Origin of the sequence: Sulfuricurvum sp. (genome assembly GCF_028688295.1) — a bacterium.
Classification (GTDB): Bacteria; Campylobacterota; Campylobacteria; order Campylobacterales; family Sulfurimonadaceae; genus Sulfuricurvum.
Genome location: NZ_JAQTYM010000002.1, coordinates 79990 through 101758, shown reverse-complemented (window position 1 = coordinate 101758; position 21769 = coordinate 79990). Strand labels below are relative to the sequence as shown.

24 protein-coding genes are annotated in these 21769 nt (G+C 43.9%); 11 read left to right on the top strand and 13 right to left on the bottom strand.

Annotation, left to right across the window (positions count from 1 at the left end; all coding sequences use genetic code 11):
• Positions 1-38: 38 nt before the first annotated feature.
• From PHR02_RS01485 to PHR02_RS01475, 3 genes are all read left to right on the top strand, one after another.
• Positions 39-365, top strand: coding sequence for a c-type cytochrome (locus PHR02_RS01485; RefSeq protein WP_299987898.1), 327 nt, complete (start codon positions 39-41; stop codon positions 363-365).
• Positions 366-573: 208 nt separating this feature from the next.
• Positions 574-915: a hypothetical protein gene (locus PHR02_RS01480; RefSeq protein WP_299987896.1), complete on the top strand. Its 342-nt coding sequence runs from the start codon at positions 574-576 to the stop codon at positions 913-915.
• Positions 916-1072: 157 nt separating this feature from the next.
• A complete protein-coding gene (locus tag PHR02_RS01475) occupies positions 1073-1936 on the top strand; it encodes a TIGR01777 family oxidoreductase (RefSeq protein ID WP_299987893.1) in 864 nt (287 codons plus the stop codon).
• On the opposite strand, the gene PHR02_RS01470 is transcribed toward PHR02_RS01475, so the two are convergent.
• The 7 genes from PHR02_RS01470 to PHR02_RS01440 are packed head-to-tail and all read right to left on the bottom strand — an operon-like array spanning position 1890 to position 8717.
• Positions 1890-2870 carry a 6-phosphofructokinase gene (locus PHR02_RS01470; RefSeq protein WP_299987891.1) on the bottom strand — a complete coding sequence of 327 codons (981 nt, stop codon included), beginning with the start codon at positions 2868-2870 and terminating at the stop codon, positions 1890-1892. The two genes, PHR02_RS01475 and PHR02_RS01470, sit on opposite strands and share 47 nt — an antisense overlap.
• Positions 2867-3466 (bottom strand): ABC-type transport auxiliary lipoprotein family protein, encoded by a 600-nt coding sequence (locus tag PHR02_RS01465; protein WP_299987887.1) that lies wholly within the window; start codon positions 3464-3466, stop codon positions 2867-2869. Before PHR02_RS01465 ends, PHR02_RS01470 begins: the two co-directional genes overlap by 4 nt.
• Before the next feature lie 2 nt (positions 3467-3468).
• Positions 3469-4437 carry an MlaD family protein gene (locus PHR02_RS01460; protein ID WP_299987884.1) on the bottom strand — a complete coding sequence of 323 codons (969 nt, stop codon included), beginning with the start codon at positions 4435-4437 and terminating at the stop codon, positions 3469-3471.
• Positions 4421-5176, bottom strand: coding sequence for an ATP-binding cassette domain-containing protein (locus PHR02_RS01455; protein ID WP_299987881.1), 756 nt, complete (start codon positions 5174-5176; stop codon positions 4421-4423). Before PHR02_RS01455 ends, PHR02_RS01460 begins: the two co-directional genes overlap by 17 nt.
• Positions 5173-6291: an ABC transporter permease gene (locus tag PHR02_RS01450; RefSeq protein WP_299987878.1), complete on the bottom strand. Its 1119-nt coding sequence runs from the start codon at positions 6289-6291 to the stop codon at positions 5173-5175. Before PHR02_RS01450 ends, PHR02_RS01455 begins: the two co-directional genes overlap by 4 nt.
• 24 nt (positions 6292-6315) lie before the next feature.
• Positions 6316-8391, bottom strand: a complete 2076-nt coding sequence (locus PHR02_RS01445) for a TonB-dependent receptor (RefSeq protein WP_299987874.1) — start codon at positions 8389-8391, stop codon at positions 6316-6318.
• Positions 8392-8444: 53 nt separating this feature from the next.
• On the bottom strand, positions 8445-8717 hold the full coding sequence (locus PHR02_RS01440; protein ID WP_299987871.1) for a hypothetical protein: 273 nt from the start codon (positions 8715-8717) through the stop codon (positions 8445-8447).
• A gap of 143 nt (positions 8718-8860) precedes the next feature.
• Between PHR02_RS01440 and PHR02_RS01435 the strand changes: the two genes are divergently transcribed.
• Positions 8861-9661 (top strand): serine hydrolase, encoded by an 801-nt coding sequence (locus PHR02_RS01435; RefSeq protein ID WP_299987867.1) that lies wholly within the window; start codon positions 8861-8863, stop codon positions 9659-9661.
• Here PHR02_RS01435 and PHR02_RS01430 read toward each other — a convergent pair.
• On the bottom strand, positions 9650-10144 hold the full coding sequence (locus PHR02_RS01430; protein WP_299987864.1) for a DNA-deoxyinosine glycosylase: 495 nt from the start codon (positions 10142-10144) through the stop codon (positions 9650-9652). The genes PHR02_RS01435 and PHR02_RS01430 overlap by 12 nt on opposite strands.
• Before the next feature lie 95 nt (positions 10145-10239).
• Here PHR02_RS01430 and purH point away from each other — a divergent pair, with 95 nt between their 5' ends.
• The 4 genes from purH to ung all read left to right on the top strand — a co-directional run bounded on the left by purH (position 10240) and on the right by ung (position 13877).
• Entirely contained in the window at positions 10240-11775 is a 1536-nt protein-coding gene (gene purH / locus PHR02_RS01425) for a bifunctional phosphoribosylaminoimidazolecarboxamide formyltransferase/IMP cyclohydrolase (RefSeq protein WP_299987862.1), read from the top strand.
• A gap of 148 nt (positions 11776-11923) precedes the next feature.
• Positions 11924-12808 carry a J domain-containing protein gene (locus PHR02_RS01420; RefSeq protein WP_299987857.1) on the top strand — a complete coding sequence of 295 codons (885 nt, stop codon included), beginning with the start codon at positions 11924-11926 and terminating at the stop codon, positions 12806-12808.
• Between the two features lie 3 nt (positions 12809-12811).
• Positions 12812-13198 (top strand): helix-turn-helix transcriptional regulator, encoded by a 387-nt coding sequence (locus tag PHR02_RS01415; RefSeq protein WP_299971490.1) that lies wholly within the window; start codon positions 12812-12814, stop codon positions 13196-13198.
• Between the two features lie 4 nt (positions 13199-13202).
• Positions 13203-13877, top strand: coding sequence for a uracil-DNA glycosylase (gene ung / locus PHR02_RS01410; protein WP_299987854.1), 675 nt, complete (start codon positions 13203-13205; stop codon positions 13875-13877).
• Here ung and PHR02_RS01405 read toward each other — a convergent pair.
• Genes PHR02_RS01405 through PHR02_RS01395 form a run of 3 tightly spaced genes read right to left on the bottom strand, consistent with a single transcriptional unit; the run spans position 13837 to position 17582 of the window.
• Entirely contained in the window at positions 13837-14598 is a 762-nt protein-coding gene (locus PHR02_RS01405) for a CHAD domain-containing protein (protein WP_299987852.1), read from the bottom strand. The two genes, ung and PHR02_RS01405, sit on opposite strands and share 41 nt — an antisense overlap.
• A 23-nt stretch (positions 14599-14621) precedes the next feature.
• On the bottom strand, positions 14622-15575 hold the full coding sequence (locus tag PHR02_RS01400; RefSeq protein ID WP_299987851.1) for an endonuclease/exonuclease/phosphatase family protein: 954 nt from the start codon (positions 15573-15575) through the stop codon (positions 14622-14624).
• 54 nt (positions 15576-15629) lie between these two features.
• A complete protein-coding gene (locus PHR02_RS01395) occupies positions 15630-17582 on the bottom strand; it encodes a M3 family metallopeptidase (RefSeq protein ID WP_299987848.1) in 1953 nt (650 codons plus the stop codon).
• Between the two features lie 87 nt (positions 17583-17669).
• On the opposite strand from PHR02_RS01395, the gene PHR02_RS01390 reads away from it, so the two are divergent.
• Entirely contained in the window at positions 17670-18302 is a 633-nt protein-coding gene (locus PHR02_RS01390; RefSeq protein WP_299987845.1) for a DUF502 domain-containing protein, read from the top strand.
• Here the strand turns inward: PHR02_RS01390 and PHR02_RS01385 are convergent.
• Entirely contained in the window at positions 18265-19362 is a 1098-nt protein-coding gene (locus tag PHR02_RS01385; protein WP_299987842.1) for a trypsin-like peptidase domain-containing protein, read from the bottom strand. The genes PHR02_RS01390 and PHR02_RS01385 overlap by 38 nt on opposite strands.
• 2 nt (positions 19363-19364) lie before the next feature.
• A complete protein-coding gene (locus tag PHR02_RS01380) occupies positions 19365-20693 on the bottom strand; it encodes a hypothetical protein (protein ID WP_299987839.1) in 1329 nt (442 codons plus the stop codon).
• Positions 20694-20811: 118 nt separating this feature from the next.
• Between PHR02_RS01380 and pyrH the strand changes: the two genes are divergently transcribed.
• Together pyrH and PHR02_RS01370 are read left to right on the top strand one after the other, a co-directional pair.
• A complete protein-coding gene (pyrH, locus tag PHR02_RS01375; protein WP_299987836.1) occupies positions 20812-21522 on the top strand; it encodes a UMP kinase in 711 nt (236 codons plus the stop codon).
• A gap of 17 nt (positions 21523-21539) precedes the next feature.
• Positions 21540-21755, top strand: coding sequence for a DNA-directed RNA polymerase subunit omega (locus PHR02_RS01370; protein ID WP_299987834.1), 216 nt, complete (start codon positions 21540-21542; stop codon positions 21753-21755).
• Positions 21756-21769 lie beyond the last annotated feature (14 nt).

Below are 21769 nucleotides of genomic sequence, written 5' to 3'. Positions count from 1 at the left end.
ATTATTAGATTTTTAAATAGTAATGGGGGATATATTTAGTGAAACCGATTTCATTTTTTTTATCAGTCGCCGTCTGTACAGGGATTATGACTTCACCACTGTTTGCTGATGTGGCAAAAGGGCAGAAATGGTACACAAAAGAGTGTAAAAGCTGTCATGGCAACGGAACGAAAGGTGCAGGAATGCATACGCAAGATGAATGGGATGAGTTATTTGGGAATGACAATGAACAAATCATCAAAAAACATATAGGGACACCTGCTGAAGCGTATTTTAAAGGGGAAAGCTTTAAAAATCGTTCAAAAGATATTCGTGATTTCTTATTCGAATATGGTTCGGATTCGGGAAATGTACCTGCTTGTTAAGGGATAAAAATCTAGAGTGTAGAAATTTAAAAGTGTGAGAGTTTGATACATTTTTGATAAAATAAGCTGAAAAAGCATCACATTAACATTCTATTAAAGCTTCATTTATCCTTTATCGGTTATGATTGTGTGGTATCAAAACACTCACACTATTTTTTGTAAATATTGAAAGTGTTTTAAAATCAATTAAATTTCGAAGGAGAATACAATGACAAAATCAACATCATTTTTTCTTGCGGCTGTTGTTGCTGCAAGTTTGATGAGTACGTCTGCGTTCGCTGATGCTAAAGCAGGTCAAAAAATCTATCTTAAAACGTTGAAAGCAAAATTCAACATGAATGGAACTAAGTTTGCTGCTGAGCATACTGTTTCTGAGTGGGAAGAACTTTTTGCTAATGATGCTGCTGGATTCATCAAAGAATACGGACAACGTTTCCCAACGGCAGTCCCAGTTTTGACAAACCCTTCAATGAAAGATAAGCTTCAAGATATTGGAGATTTTGCTAAAGAATACGGCTCAGATTCAGGCAACGTCCCTTCTTGCGGATAATGCTCTAAACACCCTTTACTGGGTGTTTTCCTCTTCGCTCTTTTTTTCTTCCCTACAATTTGAATAAGAGTTAGTTTAAGCTCTCAACTCAGTTCTATCTTTAAATCCGCTGTGCGCTCCCATTTAGCTACAATAAACCCGAATTAAAGGGATAAGCATGAAAATAGCAATATGCGGAATAAGTGGTTTTGTAGGGAGTGCGTTAGAACGTTTTTTCCAAGAACGCGGTGATGAAGTAGTTTCTCTGAGTATTCGCTCCACTTTCCCGATCGAATCGATAGCTCAAAGGCTCAATGGGGTTGATGTTGTGATTAACCTTGCCGGAGCTAATATCATGGGTAGATGGAGTAAAAAGTACAAAGCACTTTTACGACAAAGTCGCTTGGAGACTACAGATAAGATTGTGGCTGCACTCTCTCTTTGCGATATACCTCCTTCTGTTTTTTTAAATGCTTCTGCTGTGGGTCTTTATGATGCGTACCATCAACATGATGAATTTTCCAGCTACTTCGGAAATGATTTTTTAGCTGAATTGGTTCAGGGTTGGGAACATGCTGCATTTCGTGCTCAATCTGATTTGACCCGTGTATGTACAATGCGTTTTGGCGTTGTCTATGGTAGGGGTGGAGGGGCAATGAGTCAAATGCTTCCCCCATTTAAACTAGGTCTTGGAGGGAAAATGGGGGATGGTTTTCAGATGATTTCATGGATTCATTTGGACGATTTGGTTCGTGCCTGTGAATTTTTGATCGATCATCATGAAATTCAGGGAGCGGTAAATTTCACCTCTCCTGAGCCAATTACCAATCTCGAACAAGCGAAAGCGATGGGAAGAATTCTCCATCGTCCTACTTTTTTTGACCTTCCTTCATGGATTGTCAAACTTGCTTTTGGCGAAGGTTCTGTTGTAATGCTCGAATCCAAAGAGGTCTATCCTCGTATTTTACAAGAGAGAGGATTTCTCTTTCACTACCCTACATTTGACAGTGCGATGGAAGAAATTGCTCACGTGCAAGGGTAAGTAATTCTTCATCCAATTGGTAGGGATGGAGGGCAACCTCATCAATGGTTTTAAAGTTAAAATGGCTTTTGTTGTAGCAGATGATGAAATGATTTTGCCCCTCTATTAGTGCATCAATCGCATAAGTAACAAATTTATAAGCCATGAGTCTATCATAAACACTAGGATTTCCACCTCGTTGAATATGTCCTAACACGGTGACCCGTGATTCAAACCCTAACTCTTTTTCAAACCATTGGGATACCTCATTACTATTTAGTGCTTCTGAGACGATAGCGATAAAATAGTCCCGACCTTTTTCGATTTGAGAACGATAACAGTCGGTATATTCATGGATGTCGATTGGAATTTCAGGGATAAGACACATCTCCGCACCTGAAGTAATCGCCGAAATTAGGGCGAGATAGCCGCAGTTTCGCCCCATTGTCTCGATTACGAATGCACGGTGGAAAGAGGAGGCAGTATCTCGTATCTGATCAATCGCCTCTTTGATAACTCCTAGTGCGGTGTCAACTCCAAGACAATAATCGGTACCGTTGATATCATTATCAATCGTTGAGGGAATACCACAAAAAGCGATCCCGCTCTCATGGTAGAATCGCTCCATTCCTCGAAAGCTCCCATCGCCTCCCAGAACAACAAGCTTGTCAATCCCATGGGATTTGAGATTTTCTGCTGCGAGGGAGCGAAAAGCGGGTTCCATAAAACGCTTGGAACGGGCAGAACCGATTTTTGTTCCCCCCCTGGTTATGATTCCTGAAACATCTCGATAGCTAGCCGGTGTGATCTGGTTGTCGATCAACCCTTCGTATCCGTTACGTACAAAGTACGGTTGCATCCCTTTTGCATACGCGTATTCGACAAAGCGCTTTAGTGCGGGATTCATCCCTGAAACATCTCCGCCGGAGCAAAGGATCGCTATATTTTGCTTCATTGTTTTACCTTCTCTTTTAGCCATTGGCTGCATTGATTATTTAATTCCTCAGTTGCTTCCACTAGGGCAGAGACTCCCCCTGATGCATCTTCTGTCGGTGCATTTTTAGTGATAAAGAAACGTTTGTTTTCTATTGGAAGTTTGGTTTTTGCATCGATGAGATAATAGGTGATATCGAGTATTCCCTTGCTTTTTTGCCCCGATTCAAAACGGTGGTAAAAAGCGTGTAAGTCTGATTCAAGTATCCAATCCGCGTGTGCGGAAGACGCAGGGGGGATTAAGGTTGAAAAAATAGCTTCTGATTGAAGTTTATGGCTGAGAGAACGCTCGATCAGTAAGCTCGGAGAATCGCTCCATTGGGTGTAAAGGTAGCTTCCACTCTCTCCCGATGTACGTAAATAAATAAGATTTTTGGAGGAGAGAGAGGGGATTGTTTTGGTTCTGCTCATTCGAAGGGTTTTTGCTGAAAGTGTTGTGGCAGGCTTGATAGTCTTGGTTGAGGGATAAATGGTGTATTCGCTTATGGGCGGGGTCACTGTGGGGCTACATCCTACTAGGATAAACGCTGTGGGAATGATAAGGGTAAACAATCGCATCTTTATTCTCCTGGACCGGGTTTTGGTGATGATTTTTTGAATAATAAATCTGAAGGACTTTGGCGTAAGTCACGCAGGGTCGCTTCCATCTCTTGAGTAAGTGTTTGGCTACGGTGAATAAGATCGTTCAATTCGGCTGTTGTTGGCTGTATTAGGGAGTGAACATTGTAATCACCTCGGTCAAGATTGTTTTCAAGTTTACGGATCAGAGTATGGCTCTCTTGAGAAGTTGTAGCAAGTGATTCGAGGACGGTAGTCATTTTGGTTTGAACCAGAGTGTTGAAGTTGCCGGAAGTATTTTTCACACTCCCTGCGGCCTCCTTCATCGCAGTGAGCGATTCAGTGGCATTGGTCTCTAGGGCAATACTGCGATCTAACAGAATTTGAATTTCATCTTGATAGCTATCGATTTGAGCGGTAAGTGAGCGTAAATGTTCCAGTGATTGAGCGATATTATCGACATTTTTATCGCTGAAAATACGATCGGCACGATCAAGTGTGATAGAGAGTTTGGAGGCAACGTTACTCAACGATTCATCGAGGCGTTTGATCATCGAAGGAGAAGAAGCGATGGTATTAAAGGTATGGCTGTTGGTGGTGAGTAAGGGAGCATCTTTAGAGCCGCCGACAATTTCGATAAAGGCGAGACCTGTGATTCCGTAGAATTTCAAAACGGCACTCGAATCGGTTTTAATCGGGGTCTCTTTTTCGATTTTGAGGGTGAGTTCCACCTCTTCACTGTTTTTAGGGTTGATACGGATTGATTCAACTTTTCCGACATCGACACCGTGGAATTTAACGGCCGCTTCGGGTGCTAGACCTGAAACCGATTCGGTGATGTAGAGTCGGTAGCGATGGTAGGAGGCTTCGTCTTGGTTATATTTGCCGAGCCAGAAGGCAAAAGCAATCAGTGCTGAGGCAAAAATGAGGACAAACACCCCTACGGCAGTGTAGTTAACCTTTGATTCCATAAGACCCCTTTTGGAAGAAATAATCGACAAGCGGATGATCGATTTGGAGCACTTCGCTTAGTCTCCCCTCTGCGATCACTTTTTTGTCACCCAGCAGTGCGAAGCGATCAATACTGTTATGTATAGTATCCAAATCATGGGTAACCATCACGATGGTAAGCCCTAATAAATCACGTAATTGCTGAATCAGTGCATCAAACTGGCGTGAGCTCAGCGGATCAAGGCCGGAAGTGGGTTCATCGAGAAAGAGGAGTTTCGGATCGAGTGCCAGAGCACGGGCGAGAGCGGCACGTTTTATCATCCCTCCGCTAAGCTCGGAGGGGAAGAGATAGCGTGCGTGTTGCGGTAATCCTACGAGATCGATTTTCAGGGCAACAAGCTCATCGATCAGTTTAGGAGATAAATCGGTGTACTCACGATAAAGCATAGCGATGTTTTCCCCTACACTCAGTGAAGAGTAGAGGGCGCCGGATTGAAAGAGAACTCCCCATTGACGACGAAGATCTTGCGCTTGGAGAGGGGTGATGGTGGTGAGGTTATATCCGAGTACATTGAGGGTACCGCTTTGGAATGATTGCAAGAGTATCATCTCTCTCAGAAGGGTAGATTTCCCAGACCCACTCCCCCCTAAAAGGGCATAGATTTCATTTTCATACACCGTGCAGTTGACATGATCGTGGATAATAGTATCTCCAAAAGAGGTCACAATATCGCGTGCTTCGATGATGACGTGTTTCATAAATTAAGCTCCGTGAGGAGGATTGAAAAGAGGGCATCACACGCGATAACCAAGAAAATAGCGTTAACTACACTTTTGGTCGTGTAGTAGCCGATGCTCTCCGTATTCGAGGAGACCTGCATCCCTCGATAGGTGCTGACCATCGCGATTAAAAAGGCAAAAAACGGTCCCTTAATAATCCCAATCATATAGTGTTTGAGGGCTAATGCACCTTGGAGGCGGTGGATAAATTCGGTGAAACTGAGATTCGATTGTGCCTGAGCAATCACCATCCCTCCGAATATCCCGATGATATCGGCAAAAAAGATCAACAGCGGCATTACAATCATCAGTGCGATCACACGCGGCCATACCAAAAAAGTGAAGGGATCGAACCCCATCGTTTTCATCGCATCGATCTCTTGGGTCATTTTCATCGCACCGATTTGCGCTGTAAATGCTGAACCGCTCCTTCCTGCGACGACGATGGCGGTGATGAGAGGAGCGAGCTCACGGGTGAGGGAGATTCCGATAGTATCGACGATAAAAATATCGGCTCCGAATTTTTGGAGTTGGACGATACTTTGATAGGCGATGACAACTCCGATTAAAAAGGCACTTATGGCGATGATCGGGAGGGCAGAGGCTCCCGTGGTAAAGATATGGGCGACGATGGAACGGTAACGGATTTTGGAGGGGTGGAGAAGTGTATAAAAGAGCAAGACAAACGCTTCTCCTAAAAAGGCGATAAACTGAGTGATACCTGTGAGATTTTTGTGCGCTCCCTCTCCTAGCGAATAAAGCCATGAGGGACGAGTCGGAGGAGAGAAAATTTCATTTTTGCCGGAGTAGAGGAGGGAATAGAGTTTTGAGTGGTTTTCATTGATACCGATGAGTTCAGAGGTGATCCCCTCTTTTTCGAAGGCGCGGTGGTAGAGGTGCCATAACGCTATTCCGGCAGAATCAAGCTCGCTAATGTTACTCACATCCCAAATGAGTAAAGACTTGGGATGTAGTGTTTCCAATTGATAGGTGACTGTGCTTAAATAGGGTAATGTCCACATACCGCTACATTGAAGCAGGGTATGTGATGGTTCACTAATGATTTTAAGATGGGCAGTAGATGAACTTTGCATTCTCTATTGTAACGAAAAAATATTTCAAAACGTTGCTTTTAATCCTGCGTATACCATTTGCCCTCGAAGCGGTCCCCAGATGTGGGCTGAATCAAAGCCACCGTTCACATCATAGAAGAGAGGAGATTCAGTATCGGTTTGCACGTAATCAAATAGATTTTTGGCACCGGCATAGAGGGTAAAGTTTTTGTTAAGGGCTTTTGAAATTTTGATATCGACAGTCGTAAATGCCGGTGATGTTGTACTTTTAGGAGAGGTGGCGAGATCATCGTTGTAACGATCACCGTATCCGTATGGTGCTAAATCACGTGCACCCACCCATGTTGCTTCACTATAGAATTCCCAACCGTTAATATCATAGTCGATACTAACACGTGCACGCTGTTCTATAGCGGCTAGTGAGAGGTGTGATTTATATGCATCATCGTATCGATAGATTTCATAGGCACCTGAGAGATTGAGCCCTTCGCTCAATTCATAACCGATAGTGATATCCATATTTTTGACACTGACCGTTTCGTTGCTATTACGTAAAACCGGAGTTGCGGCGGAATCATCGATGTAGGCGAGATTTTTGACCTGTGTATAGGCAGCGGAAGCGGTTACACTAAGCGCATTTGCCTCATACGAGAGTGAATAGCTCGCTCCACGCGATTTTTCCAGCTCCGTGATAGCCATATCGAATCCGCTATCGAGCAGACCGTGTTCTGATTCAAAAAAGGTAAGCGGTGAACGATACCCCATACCGGCACTAAAGCGTGACGTCAAAGTGTTTGTGAAGTTATGACGCCAGTGTAGTCTGGGAACAAACAATGTTTCGTCAATCTCATTTCCTTGTACTGTTTTGGCACGCCAATCGGTGGTGATTTTAGTTGTGCGAAGAGCGAGAGTGAGCTCATTTTGATCATCGATCATCCATGCATCTTGGGCATAAACTCCTAAGGCTGTGTAATCAAAGTCATCTTTATCCATACCTGCAACATCGAAAAATGCCACAGATTGTGATCGTGCTGTTTCGATTTTTGCATCGGCTCCATAGGTAAGGAAATGGTTATTATTGAGTACATGATCGACTTTTAGATCACCGAAATAGGTTTTATCGGTATTGAGATAATCGGATCCTTCATAAAGTGAATCTTGTTTTTGTTCAGCGTAAGCCAGAGTTGTTTGAAGATTCATCTCATTGTTGAGTGCATGACGTTGTTTGAGATAGAGTTCATCACGTGTTGTGTCGATACGTTCTAATACTGACATAGGGCTGCTGGTGAGGGGATTGTTTACATTCCCGACAGTAAATAGCGGATCATTGTTCGCCGGATTAAAGCTAGCAACCGCAGAGCTTTCTGAGACCATAGAACCACCGAAGGAATTTGAAGTGAAATGGCTTGCTTTGATCTCAACTGAATCGATGGATGAAAACTCATGTGTCAGCATAAAAGTGAGGGACTGATTTTTTAGACTCGGAGATTCACTAACACGGTTATGATCGTTGTCAACCTGATTTTTATCATGGTACGATGCGGAAATAAGTACTCCCGTTTTTTGATCTGTACTCATTGCTTCGCCGAGGATTGAATAATTTTTAGTTCCCAATGTCCCCATTGAGAGATCAACTTCGACACTGTTGTTACGTGGTTTGCGCGGGATAATGTTGATTGTCCCTCCGATCGCTTCGGGAGCAATAAGGGACATTCCTGAACCACGGGCAATTTCGATACTTTCAATATCTGTAGTGCCGATGGCATCCATACCGTAAAAACTGGAAACGGTAGAGTTAAACGGGATACCATCCACCAATACGGTTGTATGTTCCCCTTTTAATCCGTTCATTTGTACTCGCTTGAGCCCACAGATAGAACAGCCTGTTGTAACACTAATACCGGTTTGTTTACTTATGAGATCGGCGAGGGTGGCTGATTGGGTTTGAGTGATCTCATTTTTGTCGATCACTTCTGTTTTTTCAACCAAATCTTTGAGAGAACCTTTGTGTTGTATAGTAGGAGCAGTACCGTCAACAGTGATTTTGTCCAGTTGGAGATCATTTGCCGATGCAAAAGTGCATAATGCTGCACACGCAACGATGGAGAGAGTTTTTTTCATAGAAATATCCTAATTTTTAAATTATAAAATGGTTTGCTTGTTGAAAAAAGAGATTAAGAAAGAGGGGGAGAACGACTGCGAGAGGAGATGATCGAATTAATGAGTTTGGGTAAAGATTGTCCGATAAAAGGCTCATAAACTAACGCAAGCAATGGAAGTTGATACGCTTCTGTCGGTAAAGCGATTGTTTGTGTGAGAAGATAGATTGGGCAACTTTCTTCGACATGGTTATCCATATCGTGATGATGGTGGACGATCTCATGCATGGCACCTAAAAGGGTTGAAGCAACAAACAACATAACAAAAAAATGTCTAAATCGTCGCATTATTTCCCTTTTAATAATGTGAATTTTACCATAAGCAGCCGATACGGGTTTTAAATAAAAAATCTACTTTGTCGATTAATAAATGAGAGTATGTGGCATAGTGTTTGCTTCAGCAGGATAGAATTATAGATGAGGTAGAAAATATGATCAAAAAATTAATAACTTTGTGTTTAACCTGTTCTGTCACTCTGATGGCAGGGATCGATAAAAATGAGCTCAATAAACTCGAAGTAGAAGCGTTGTTGGTTAAAGATATGACTACAAAACAAATGCTTTATTCGAAAGAGCCGTTTAAAGAGGTACAGCCGGCTAGCCTGACTAAAGTGATGACGGTTATGTTGGCGATTGAATACGGTAGTCTTAAAAAACCGATTACGATTACACGGGAAATGACCAAAGTAGAACCGACGATCGCGGGGTATAGACGGGGTGATGTGATCCTAATGGAAGATTTGATCAAAGCAGCGATGATCAAATCGGATAATGATGCGGCTAAAGCGATCGCGATTACGGTGGGGGGAAGCGAAGAAAAATTTGTTGAGATGATGAATACTAAAGCTAGAACGATAGGCATGAGCCATACCCATTTTACCAATCCGTGCGGTTACGATACTAAAGGGCACTATTCCACCCCCAAAGACCTCATGAAAATGGCCGAATATGCGATAAAAAATCGCAAATTTAACGAAATCAGCAAAATGAACGAACACCGATATCGTGCCATCAATAAAAACCGCGAATTTTACGCCTACACCCATAACCGTCTTTTGAACCGTTACCAGTATGCCGTCGGGATAAAGACTGGCTACACTGCCAAAGCGGGACCGTGTCTGATCGCACGGGCAAAAAAAGATGGTAAAGATTGTGTGATTGTGATGATGAATGCCAAAGGGGATCGTTGGAAGACCGCTAAAAATATTTTTGAGCAGGTTTTAAACAGTTAAATACTTTTTGATAAAACTTTCATAACTCTCTTTTTTCTCTTCGAACGTCATTGCCGCATGAGCGGGTGAGGTGGAGGGGAGAAGCACTTTTTCTACTTTCAAATCTTTAAAAAACTTCATAAACAGATCATGGCTTTTTTTCCCTGTAAAGGCGAAGGCTTGGATATTGGGATACTCACGTAACAGTTTTTCAAAATCATTAGGGATGCAGTTTTTCAAATTCGTATCGCTCGAATTGCTCCGCTCACATGAACCGATCACATCCCACAACCCAATCCCCTGCTCAAGGCAAAATGCTTTTTTCGCCTCATTGGTTTCTAAACGGAGATCAAAAATTTCTTCGAGTATCGGCCAAAATGCGTTGCGGGGATGGGCATAATAAAAAGCCTGCTCGAATGACGCGATACTGGGGAAACTTCCGAGGAAAAGAATACGGGTATACTCATCAAGGATGGGTGGAAAAGGGTGAACATAGGGCTTCATAGAGGAATTTTATCTCAATTTACCTTCCCCTAAACCACCGTTTGCTACAATTCCACCATTAATTTATGGGCATACGACCCAATCAAAGGAACTGCATGAAGCGTGCATTGCTCAGTGTCAGCGATAAAAGCAACATCGTTGAATTTGCCAAATCTCTTATCGGGTTGGAATATCAGATCATCTCTACGGGCGGAACGTACAAAATGCTCAAAGATGCGGGTGTAAGTGCCATCGAAATCGATGAGGTGACCAAATTCCCTGAGTGTTTCGAGGGGCGTGTTAAAACCTTAAATCCGTACATCCACGGCGGTATCTTGCACCGACGTGACAAACAATCACACCTCGATCAAGCGGTAGAACTCGGTGTTGAAGCGATCGATTTGGTATGTGTCAACCTCTATCCGTTCAAAGCGACGATCGAGAAAACCGACGATTTCGAAGAGATTATCGAAAACATTGACATCGGCGGCCCTGCGATGGTGCGCTCTGCGGCGAAAAATTTCGACAGTGTTATCATCCTTACTGATCCGTCAGACTACTCACTCGTTCTTAATGCGATTGCAAACGGTGAAAATACGGTTGAGTTCCGCCGTGATCTTATGATAAAAGCGTATGAGCATACTGCAGCGTATGACTCGATGATCGCCAACTACATGAACAAACGTTTCAACAACGGCATGGGGTCTAAACAGTTCATCGTAGGATCCAAAGTAATGGATACCCGTTACGGCGAAAACCCTCATCAAAAAGGCGGTTTGTACGAGTTCGATACGTTCTTCTCACAAAACTTCAAAACCCTCAAAGGGGAAGCGAGCTTCAACAACCTTACCGACATCAGCGGTGCGGTGAAAATCGCGGCAGCATTCGGGGATGAAAATGCAATCTGTATCGTCAAACACGGTAATCCGTGCGGCTTTGCAATCCGTGAAAACCTCCTTGATGCGTATAATGAGGCTCTCAAATGCGATCCGATCTCTGCGTTCGGCGGTGTCGTAGCGGTCAACGGTGTCGTGACCAAAGAACTTGCAGAAAAAATGAATGAGATGTTCCTCGAAGTTATTATCGCAGGGTCTATCGACGACGAAGCGCGCGCGGTGTTCGAGCCGAAAAAACGTCTCAAACTTTTCGAATACGGCAGTGATCGTATCGCCCTCAGCAACGACGCAATCGATTTCAAACACATCGATGGCGGGTTTGTATTTCAAGACGCTGACCGTGTAACTGTGGAAGAAGTCAAAAACGCTAAATTGGTAACGAAGCACGTTGCGAGTGATGCTGCTATGAAAGATGCGGAGATTGCGTACAAAGTAGCGTCATTGACCAAATCAAACTGTGTCGTCTATGTCAAAGACGCGGCAATGGTAGCCGTCGGTATGGGGATGACTTCTCGTGTCGATGCGGCGCGCTGTGCTCTTCGTAAAGCCGAAGAGATGGGTCTGGATGTGAGCGGTTCAGCTCTTGCTTCTGAAGCGTTCTTCCCGTTCCGTGACTCTATCGACGCGGCGGCGGGTGCGGGTGTTAAAACGGTTATCCAACCGGGTGGTTCGGTACGTGATGAGGAAGTCATCGCGGCGGCGGATGAGCACGGTATGGCACTCTATTTCACTGGTGTTCGACACTTTCTGCACTAAGAATGATTGCGCCGCTATGGCGCAACTTTAAATCCCCCATAAAACCCTTGTCTACGAACTTTTCTTTTTAACCTTGATTGACATTGACTCAAACTTAGTGCTATAATTTTTAACAAATAACTAGCTATGATTTTAATAGGATACAACTATGTCTAAAAGTTTATACACTACTCTCGAAATCGCTCCCGGTGCAAGCGAAGCCGAGATCAAAAAAGCGTACCGCAAACTTGCACGTCAGTATCATCCCGATGTGAACAAAGATCCTGCGGCAGAAGAGAAATTTAAAGAGATTAATGCCGCGTATGAAGTCCTCAGTGACAAAGACAAGCGTGCAAAATACGATCAGTATGGCGACTCGATGTTCGGCGGTCAGAATTTTCACGATTTTGCTCGCGGTCAAGGCGGGAATGTTGATTTGGATGAGATTTTACGCAGTATGTTCGGTGGCGGCGGTGCCGGAGGATTTGGCGGAGGCGGTTTCGGCGGCTTTGGCGGTGGAGGATTCGGAGGGAGTGGCTTCGGCGGAGGGATGAACCTCGATATCGATGCCAATGTTACCGTTCCCTTTGCCGTAGCAGTTCTCGGTGGAAAACACTCGATCAGCCTCTCGGGAGAGAGTTTCGACATTAAAATCCCTGCTGGGATCAAAAGCGGTGAAAAACTCCGTGTTCGCGGAAAAGGGAAAAAACATGGATCGCAAGTGGGTGATTTGTACCTGCGGATCGATGTCGCCGCAAATCCTGAGTATGAGCGCGAAGGGGATAATTTGGTCAAAACCTTTAACGTCCCTCTCTATGCCGCACTTTTCGGCGGAAAAGTAGCGATTCAGACATTGGAAAAAGAGGTAACGCTAAAGGTGCCTGAAAACACCAAAAACGGTCAACGTTTCCGTCTCAAAGAGATGGGGGTAATGAACCGTCAGAGCAATGTACGCGGTGATTTGTATCTCAAAGCAAATATCGTTTTACCTCCTGTCGATAAAATCGATGTGGATTTGGTCGAACAAATGAAAAAATCTCTTCCACAGGAGTAGGGTATGCACCATTTTGACGAACCGGTTTATATGATCAGTATTGTTGCCAAGATTTTGGATATTCATCCGCAGACCCTTCGTCAATATGAACGGGAAAATTTGATCGCCCCCTCACGCTCGGACGGACGTATCCGTCTCTATTCTCAGCGTGACATCGAAAAAATCAAAATGATTCTCCGTTTGACTCGTGAAGTAGGGGTGAACCTTGCCGGTGTCGATGTCGTGATTCGTCTCAAAGACAAAATGGAGGCGATGGAGCAGGAGATGATGGAGTTACGCGCCGAAATCGCGCGTATGCGAAGCTCTAGCGGTGTTCCTCCTGAAAAATCGCTCGTGACCAAGCGTAGTATCTATGAAATGGTCATTTTTGATGATGATATTTTAAAGTAATTGTATGAGTGTTTCTCCGATTATCCATGAGAGCTGGAAAGAGGCATTAAAGGGTGAGTTTGCTCACCCCTACATGGAAGAGCTAAAAGCTTTTTTAGTCGAAGAGAAAAAAAACTACACTATTTTCCCGCACGGCAACCATATCTTCAATGCATTTAATTCTACCCCTTTTGAGAATGTCAAAGTGGTTATTTTAGGTCAAGACCCTTATCATGGAGCAGGTCAGGCACACGGGTTATCGTTTTCGGTTCAGCAAGGGATTCCTCTTCCCCCATCACTCCAAAATATCTTTAAAGAGCTGGTGAGTGACATCGGATGTCCGTACCCCAAAAGTGGCGATTTGAGCCATTGGGCGCAGGAGGGGGTATTGCTTCTCAACACTCTCCTCACTGTCCGCTCAGGTGAACCATTTTCCCATAAAGAGCGGGGGTGGGAGCGATTTACCGATCAAGTAATCCGAACGCTTAGTGCACAGCGCGAACATATCGTTTTTATCCTCTGGGGGGCACCTGCGGGGAAAAAAGCGGCTTTAATAGATGAGTCTAAACACTTAATTCTCAAAGCACCCCATCCTTCGCCTCTTTCGTCCTATCGGGGATTTTTCGGATCGAAGCCATTTAGTCAAACGAACGACTATCTCAAATCGATGCAGATAGCTCCGATTGAGTGGTCGCTTTGAGCTTTTGAAGCTCTTTTTTCTGTTTTTGTAAAAGCTCTTTGACCTCGGGTACGGGGAACTCTAGATAGATTTTTTTAAGCAGATCGATTTGGTTTACCGTGTCTTGAATCGCTCCTAAAGTGTTTTGAAGCTGTTTACAATGGGAAATCACCTCTTTGCAGTGATGCAGATCGGAAATCTCCAAAAACTCAAAACCGTACCGTGCGTCTTTGAACTCGATTCGTAGACGATGGAGTGTTCTAGGATCGGCATCGGGTTCAAGTGCTAAATACGAATCAAGGCAGTGTTGATAGTGGGTAAGAACTTTTTGTATCAGTATTTCTGAGAGATAATCGGGATTGCTCTCTGAGAGTAGAGCTGAATACTCATCGATCAATACGAGTGTTTTGTCGGTGTATTTTTGGGTAAAAAGAGATTTAACATTGTTTTTTCGAAGTTTTAAGAGATACTTGAAGAGTTTAGGGTACTTGGAACGTGAGAGAGAATCGATAAGTACATCGAGTTCTCGAATGGGATTGGTCTCTTGCATGGCAAGTTTCAGTATTTTAGGAAATGGGAGTGATTTACCTAAAAAGAGGTTGACGAGTGAACGGATACGGCGTAGAGTAACTCGGAACTCATGAATTTGCTCCTCCTTTGCACCTTGTTGCAGTGAATGGAGAAGTACACGTGAATGATAGAGCTGATAGAGTAGATATTGCGTTAATTTTGTTGCTTCCATTTACCCATTATAGCCAATCTGCGTTACATTCGAAAGAGAGCGTAAATCGGCAAGTGATCGGAGTATCCTTCCCCTAGATGGTGTTTTGGATGGGTTTTAGAATGTTGCCAGCGGTAGGGTTTACCTTTGTAGAATAGATAGTCTGCTTCAAAACGTTGAAAGCTCCCTCGAACATACTCTAGTCCCTCTCCATCTGCTAGGGCAGAAGAGATAATCATATTATCCAGAGCTTCCCCTTTGCCTTTGTATTTATGGCTCCATCGTTGTTTTTCATCCACGTCATACCAGAGATTATAGAGATGTCCATCACTGTTTTTAAGGGATGCGTAGGTGATAGGATTTCCCTCATCATCAATGGTTTTGAGGATATGATTGATCCCGGTTATCCCTTCGGTATCGTTATGTTTACGGCTTTTGAGAAAGGTTTTGTACTCTTCATAATGGGAGTTGAAATCTCCGAGTAATACAAAAGGCTCATTTTCTGATAGTTCATTGAGACGATAAATAAGACGTTTGGCGGATAAGATTCGCTCACTCTCAGGACCACTTTTCGATTTCCAGTGATTGACAAATACCCGTAACGATTGGCCGTTGATATCGATTTTTGCTTCTAAAATATCGCGATATTTTCGAGTATAACTAACGGGATGTTTGAGGCCGCTTTGAATAGGATAGCGACTTAAAATCGCAGTGTTAACGCTCGATTTTTTTCCGCGCGCAAAGAGATAGTATTGATAATAAAGCCCTTGTCGATTGAGCTCGGTTTTGAGATCTTTGAGTGCAACCTCTGATTCAATCTCCTGAAGGGCGATAATATCGGCATTGACAGCTCGGATAACTTGGGCAGTATTTTTGAGTTTAATGCGATAAATATCCTGTGTCCATCCCCAATCGCCGTTAGGGGTATACTCTTCGTACTCATTTCCATCACGGTTCATATCAAACAGGTTCTCGACGTTGTAGCTCGCTATTTTCACATCTACCCCTCCCAAAAATGAGATTAATAATGCCAAGAGCAATGTTATACGCATTTATTCGATTCCGCTCAGACGCAGGAGATTTTTAGAGTCGCATTCACGTCCCATCATTTCTACAAAAAGCTCCTGCATAGTCTGAGATCCTCCTTTTCCTAATACGATCTCTTTGTAGCGACGGGCAAGCTCACTCCCGAAAACACCCTCATCGACAATGGCATAATAAGCATCCGCGCTGAGCACCTCCGCCCATTTGTAGCTGTAATACCCCGCACTGTATCCACCGCTGAAGATATGGCTGAATCCGTTTTGGAATTTATTATACGCCGGAGGTTTGATAAGAGCTGTTTGGTCACGGATGGAATCGAGCAGGTTTTGAATCTCATCACCTTGATAGAGTTTTGAATGGAGTTCGAAATCGAAAAGGGAGAATTCGATCTGTCGAAGCATAAACATACCGCTTTGAAAGTTTTTAGCTCGGATCAGTTTTTCGATCATTTCATCACTAAGGATTTCGCCGCTCTCATGATGCGAAGCAAACAGTTTCAGAACTTTTGGCTCATAAGCGAAGTTCTCTAAAAATTGTGATGGAAATTCCACCGCATCCCATTCAACACCGTTGACTCCGCTCACCCCGTGTTCTTTGACTTTGCTCAGTAGATGGTGGATTGTGTGTCCCATCTCGTGAAAGAGGGTGACTACATCATCGTGCCGCAGCAGTGAGGGAGAGGTATCCGAAGATGGGGGGAAGTTACAGACAACGAATGCGCTGGAGAGATGGGTGCACCCCTGAGTATCTTCGCAATGGGTTTGGAAATTGTGCATCCATGCGCCACCCCGTTTGTCTTTGCGGGCTTCGAGATCGAAATAGACCCGCGCGGTGAGTTCTTCCCCCTCATAAATATCATAGGCACTTGCTTTCGGGTCCCATAATTTGATGTTTTGGCGGACAAAACGGATGCCGAAGAGTTCATTCAAAAAGGTGAACATCCCCTCCATTACACTGTGTTGTTCGAAGTAGGGGCGATACTCCTCTTCGTCGATGTCGTATTGAGCTTTTTTGAGGATTTCGCCGAAATAGGCGGTGTCGTAGCTTTGCAGAACAACGTCCGGAGCGATGGCACGAAGCTCTTCGAGTTCTCGCAGCCCCTGACGGCGAGACGCTTCGATGAGGGAATTTAAAAATGTTAAAACACTCTCTGTGCTCGGTGCCATTTTGGACGCAAGGGAGTACTCAGCGTAGTTCTCAAATCCGAGGAGTTTTGCACTCTCCTGACGTAATGCCATTAGTTCATCAATAATTGCTCCGTTTTGCGGTGCACGGGTGGTATAAGCACGGTACAGCTCCTCTCGGATGATGCGGTTAACCCCATAGGTCATGTAGGCGATATAAGAGGGCATTTGGAGGGTAAAGCGGTATTTGGTGACGCCGTCTTCTTCAAAGCGGGCATTTTCTAAATCACTTTCAGGGATACCCTCCACATCGGTAGGATCGGTGATGACTTTCTCATACGCATTGGTGGCATCGAGAACGTTTTGGGAGAAGTCGTTGGTAAGAGTGCTTTTACGTAGATTGATCTGCGCCAAACGCTCTTTAGAAACCGTATCCAAATGGGCACCCGCAAGCTCAAAATGGAGAATATTGAGATCCAAAATACGGCGCTGTTCGATATTTAGAGAGTCATATTCACGAGCTTTGACACTTTTGAACGCTTCATAAATATCGAGATTTTGTCCCACAAAGGTGGAGTAATCAGTGAGGATCGGTAGGGTATCAGCGTATACTTTTTGGGACGCTTCGGAGTTTTTAACCGCATTGATATGAGATAGCGGGGTAAACAACAGCTCCAAATCCTCCTCCATCAGATCAAAAGGGCGGACAAAATTGGCGTAGGTTTTTTCCGGCGTAGCAAGTAAATTCTCTATGGTTTTATGGTTGATCTCGATAAGAGCGTTCAAATCGGTAATAAAAGTCTCTAAATTGAGTTTAAATTCGGCGAATGGGTGCATGATTTCTCCTATATGTGGTGTTATTGTAGTAAAGTGTTTCAAAAACTATTCTATAATTTTGCAATTTGTTATGAAGGTTATGAATCGATGCGCAACGCAATGAATGAACGCTCCAAATTATTAGTCCGCTATATTTTTGTCGGTGCACTCTCTTTGTTCCCTCTGATTTTAGTTTTAGTGGTTGTTAATTTCCTAAAAGATTTAGGGGTGAGTGCTTATCTATCACTCCATGATTACACCCATTCTTTTGGTTTTACTATTTTTCTTATGATTGCTGTGGTAGCTGTTTTCGCACTATTAGGGTACTCAATTGAGAAATATGGAAAATCAATGTTTGTTTCTATCATCGATAATACGTTCGAGCGGATTCCCGCTATTCGTTCGATCTACTCAGTCTCGAAAAAAATGGCGGCTATGTTTTCAGGGGGAGAAGATGGAGCTCGTAAAGAGGTAGTGCTCGTCGAATATCCTAAAAAAGATGTATGGGTTCCTGCTTATCTTTTAAATCGTCATGAAAATATCTGTGTTTTGTTTATTCCGACCTCTCCCAATCCTACAAGCGGATATACCGTTATCGTGGATGAGAATTTGACACTCAAAACCTCATTGACGCTTCAGGAAGCATCTTCTTTTATTATCAGTATGGGAGCCGATTTCCCGAAACGAGAGGAAATTACCAACTCTATTCGAACTCATCAAACTTCGGTTCCAGTGCTTTAAACTCACCGAGTAAGAGGGCTTGGTAGTGCGGTGCACTCTCGAAGAGTTTGCGCAGTGCCGTGATACCGTATTCTTCACTTAAAGAAGAATCCACAACGATATACGAGAGATAAACGGTATTCTCGTTGATGGAGAATTGGAGTCGCTCCAATGCACTGTTTTCCCCCAGTAAAAAATCGTACAACACTTCTATGTTTTCTTGAGGGATTCGGCAGAGGGCTGAATCGGCGATCACGATCCCGTTGTCGTAGTAGTTGATGTCGATTCGGGTAGGTCCCATCTCAAAGCGCCAACTTCTCTGCGAGCGGCGGGCGAGGGTAACATTGATATCCAACGCTTTTAAAATCTTTTCGATCAATGCAACAACGCCGGAGGGCTTATACCCCTCGCGTCTGCGTTTGGCGACGTCGAGTTTCGTACCGCATTTCGGGCAATAGTCATTTTGAATAGCCATCTCTTGTATGACGTTTTTACATGAGGTGCAGCGGATGACATCTTCAGTTTTGAGGGCGTTAAACTGATCGAGTGCCTCTTTGAGGGTATAGGCTGGGAGGGCAAATCCCAGATTGTTTGAGTTTTGGATGATAAACGTATTGACGCCGATCACCTCTGCCGAGTCATTCAGCAGAGGTCCTCCGCTGTTTCCGGGGTTTATTGCCGCATCAAACTGGATGTATTCAACTTCACCTTGCAGCCTTGTGGCTTTGGAAACGATCCCCTCTGTCGTAGAGTAGTTGAGCCCGTAGGGGTGCCCGATGGCGATAACGTTGTCTCCATCTTGTACACTCTGCGCGGAGAGTTTTAAGGGATGCTCATGTTTGATCGGGATGGGGGATCGGATAAAGGCCAAATCGAGGGCAGGGTCATCATAGATCACCGTACCGATTGTTTTTGGGAGGGTTTTGGTACTAATAAGAACCTCTTTGAGACCGCTTACCACGTGGGAATTGGTGATAATGAGGCCATCGATTAAAAATCCGCTTCCACTCCCGTAGGGGTTGGTAATTTGGACGATACTTTCGATGCTCTGTTCGACCATTTTTTGGGTGGTGGTATTCACACTTACACCTCCGTATAATCGAGATTTTTGATTTGGAGATAAAAACTTTGGCTGAAGTGGTTTAAATCACTGTAATTGAGATGTTCGGCGAAATTTTGAAGCCCCTTATAGCGATTCATGTACGGTTCAATCGATTCACGGATACGTTGCGCTATGAGATTTTGTTTGAACGTCTGTGTGGCAGGATCGTACAGCGGTGTTTCGCCTGAGGCTTTAAAAAACTCAGAGGTGTAGATTTCGACATGCAAATGAAAGAGAGATCGCAGTGAGGGGTGTAACCCGTAGTTGTAGAGGATATAGAGGGAAATATAGCGGTAAATTACGGTGATAACGTAGTTTGAACGATTGTTTTTATACCAGCGCACTTTGTTTAACGACTCCTCGATAAAGGCGGCAATCTCATCATGCAACGCTTGATCAAATGGAGAAAAGGTGTAGGGACAATTGTAAAATTGGGTGTTAAACGATTCAATATCCATCGTTTCAAGCTCGGCTAGATATTGCTCCAAGTCGGCATTCTTATCTTCGGTCAGTTTCTCATCATCCGTGAAATAGCCGTTGATTTTTTCACTGATATTTTTGGCCATTTTTTTATGAGGGAGGAAAAGATAATCGATTTGAAGTAACAAAGCAAGATAACTAAAAGAGACCATGCCGGTATTGTCATTCGATAAAAGACCGATCAGACTTTGTCTGGTCTCTTGGATCCATTGGTGCATAAAAGTGTAATTTGATTCGATAACATCACGTGAAATACTCAGGAGATGTTGGGTATCCAAAAGGGATAACTCGTCAAACTCACCAGCGATAAACTCTTTTTCAAAATCGGCATTAAGGGCAATTTCGCGGAGGGGAAAAAAGATTTTTTGGGGGGTGATCGTCGCGTTATCGAGTCGTATTGAGAGTTTTGCTACCCCATCCTTGTGACTAAAACGGCAGTAAGTGAGTTGAAAATCACGCTCTAAAAAACGGCGTTTGATAGCAACGTGCAACTTTTCACTGAGGGCGATATCGGCATACGCTTCGAGAAATGTCGGAGTCACAGTTCCTTTGATGAGGGCATACCCCTGATAGAGGGAAAAATTGATAGTCTCAGAGGTGCGTTCAATACTCAGATGAGAGGGGGAAAAAGTATCGTCTTGGTGGGTGAGAGAGGAGAGAAAAAATTCATACCCGCTTAATATATCACCCTGAACAAAAGCCTCCGATGCCCGTTCAAACAGCTCTCGTTCATCCGGATTCGGGAGGGCATGTGTCCCCCGTCCATACTGAGGTGCGCGATGCATTTGGGTTGGGTTAAACCACGTTTTGATCTTTTCGAACAACTTCACCTCACCATTTCCTTTGCCCATTATGAAGCTTAGTGTAATCAAAGCAACCTTAAAGCGACAATAAAGTATAATACGCGTAATTTAAAGGGCACATCTAAGATGCTTTCTAGGGAGTTGTATGGGCTATAAACGTGTTTTGGTAAAATTCTCCGGTGAGGCGTTGGCAGGTGAAAATGGTCACGGCATCGATACAAAAATCCTCAAATTTATCGCGGGTGAGATTAAAACCCTCGTAGATGCAGGGATTGAAGTGGGTATCGTTATCGGTGGCGGTAACATCATTCGCGGTGTGACTGCGGCAGCAGATGGAATTATCCGCCGTACTTCGGGCGATTATATGGGGATGCTGGCAACGGTCATCAACGCAATCGCGATGCAAGAGGCATGTGAACACGAAGGGATGCTTGTCCGTGTTCAAAGTGCGATCAAGATGGAACAAATTGCCGAAGCGTTTATCGTTCGCCGTGCAACCCGTCATTTAGAACGGGGTCGTGTGGTGATTTTTGCCGCAGGAACCGGAAATCCGTTCTTTACCACCGATACGGCGGCAACGCTCCGTGCGATTGAAATCGGGGCTGAAGTGATTATCAAAGCGACCAAAGTAGACGGCGTTTATGACAAAGACCCTAAAAAATTCGATGATGCGATCAAACTTTCGAGCCTCGGATATGAGCAAGCGTTGCAAGACAACATCAAAGTGATGGATGACACCTCTATCGCATTGGCAAAAGAGAATAAATTACCGATCATCGTGTGTGATATGTTCACCCCGGGTAATCTACTCGAAATTATTCAGGGCAATTTAACGCGTTGCTCTATCGTAAAATAAACCTAAAAGGATACTAAATGAGACTTGAACAACTCACTGCAAAAGCACTTGAAACTGCTAATATCGACCGTTACCAATTGGCTATTGCTGTTGCAAAACGCTCAGAAGAGCTTCTAAATGGAGCAACAACTAAGCTTAATGTAGATGTAAAAAAAGCTAAAACCGCTGATATCGCTTTGATGGAGATTGCCGAGGGGCATATCACTATCAAAGGTTTTGTAGATAGAGACTAATTTTTAATTTAAAG